This window comes from Bradyrhizobium uaiense (assembly GCF_010811875.1).
GTDB lineage: Bacteria > Pseudomonadota > Alphaproteobacteria > Rhizobiales > Xanthobacteraceae > Bradyrhizobium > Bradyrhizobium uaiense.
Map to the genome: position 1 here is coordinate 1 of NZ_VKHP01000481.1, position 1,719 is coordinate 1,719.

A 1,719-nucleotide genomic window follows, 5' to 3' on the forward strand; every position below is an offset into this window, starting at 1 on the left:
ACCTGCACGAGATACATGTCGTGGATCAGCTGGCCGTCCTCGCGCAGGAACGCATTGCGGGCAAAGAAGTCGTCGATCGGCATGTCCTTCATCTGCGCGATCACCTTGGGGCCGTCGTCGGTGCCGGTGGCGAAGAAGGATGCAGCGAAGGCCGACCCAGCCGCCGGCCCGCGGTCTTTCGGCGGCCGCGATTTTCCCGGCGATACCTCGCGCGACCTGCCGAAGATGGACAATGCGGTCAAATCGGCGCGGCGCGTGTTCGACGTGCTGGAATTCTTCGAGGAGCACCAGCGGGCGGCGTCCGCCATCGAGGTCGCGGCCGCCCTCAAATTCCCGCAGTCCAGCACCTCGGCGCTGATGCGCACGATGACGGCGTTCGGCTATCTGCACTACGACACCGGCCGCCGCACCTATATCCCGACGCCGCGGATCTCGATGCTGGGGCACTGGCTCAGCCCGGCGCTGTTCACGAAAGGGCGCCTGGTCAATCTGATGAATGAGCTCTCCGACAAGACCGGGGAGACCATCATGCTCGCGGTGCGCAACGGCCTCAGCGCGCAATATGTCCATATCATTCAGGCCAGGCTGCCGATGCGGCTCTATGTCAAGGCCGGCACGCTGCGGCCGCTGGCGCGATCCGCATCGGGTTACGCGCTGCTGTCAGCCTATCCGGACAAGGAGGTGCGTCGCTTGGTGCGCCTGATCAACGCCAACGAGACCCGGCCGGATCGGCAGGTCGACATCAAGGCCCTGATGCTGGAGCTAAAGAAGGTCCGCACCAAGGGCCACGCCTTCTCGCTCGGCCTGGTCACGCCGGGTGCCGGCGCCGTTGCCATGAACCTGCCGCCGATTGCGGAATCGAACGAGCCGCTGGTGCTGTGCGTGGCCGGACTGAACGACGCGCTGGTCACCCAGGAGACCGAGTTCGCCGACCTGATGCGGAAGGCGATCGAGTTTCACCTGGCGGACTGAATTGATGCCGCCGGGCAATTTATCGCCGCACGTGGCATACAAACCGAGGCGGTCGAAAGTTCACAATGCGGAATTCGCGCACGACGTCTGGCTTCATGCCATCCGCGCAAGTGGCCCTGCGGGCAGCGCTTGTCACGGCTATGGCTTTTCCGCATCATTGAGCGCAAGACAACATCGCAAGCAGGGCATGGCCGAACGGCCGGCCCAAGCCAATCAACACGAGGAACGCTGTGGCGGAGAGTGAGAACATCGTCGCCGAGACCGCGGAAAAGATTTTCGCCGATCTCGCGGATGCCCAAACCATCAATCACGACAAGCAGGGCGCATGGAAGGCGCCGCTGTGGCAGGCGCTGACCGAAGCCGGCCTGCCGCTCTCCTGGGTGCCCGACGATCTCGGCGGTTCCGGCGCCAGTCTCGCTGAAGGGTTCAGCGTCCTCAACGTCGCCGGGCGGCATGCGATCGCTGTTCCGCTGGCCGAAACAATGCTGGCGGGCTGGCTGCTGACGCAAGGCAAGATCGCATCTCCCGAGGGCGAGATGACGGTGCTGCCGGCAATCCCGAAGGACCGCGTGACATTCAACGCCGACGGCAGCCTCTCCGGCCGCGCCCGCGGCGTGCCGTTCGCGAAAGACGCCAAGCATTTCGCGGTGCTGGCAAGCGGCAATGGCGGCATCTCGATCGCGCTGGTCGATGCCGCGAAGTGCCGGATCGAATCCAGCACCGGCCTTGGTGGCGATCACAACGACA

The 1,719-nt window shown here is 64.7% G+C and carries 3 protein-coding genes; 2 read left to right on the top strand and 1 reads right to left on the bottom strand.

Going from position 1 to position 1,719, the window contains the following annotated elements; genetic code table 11:
- On the bottom strand, nt 1-104 hold a 104-nt coding region (locus FNJ47_RS52110; RefSeq protein WP_347341824.1), incomplete at its 3' end, for an ABC transporter substrate-binding protein.
- Here FNJ47_RS52110 and FNJ47_RS45940 point away from each other — a divergent pair.
- On the top strand, nt 82-972 hold the full coding sequence (locus FNJ47_RS45940) for an IclR family transcriptional regulator (RefSeq protein WP_165446160.1): 891 nt from the start codon (nt 82-84) through the stop codon (nt 970-972). The genes FNJ47_RS52110 and FNJ47_RS45940 overlap by 23 nt on opposite strands.
- A 230-nt stretch (nt 973-1,202) precedes the next feature.
- On the top strand, nt 1,203-1,719 hold a 517-nt coding region (locus FNJ47_RS45945), incomplete at its 3' end, for an acyl-CoA dehydrogenase family protein (protein WP_347341823.1).

What these genes read in the sequence shown, in the direction of transcription:
- FNJ47_RS45940 (WP_165446160.1), top strand. Translation starts at nt 82, where the DNA reads ATGTCCTTCATCTGCGCGATCACCTTGGGGCCGTCGTCGGTGCCGGTG.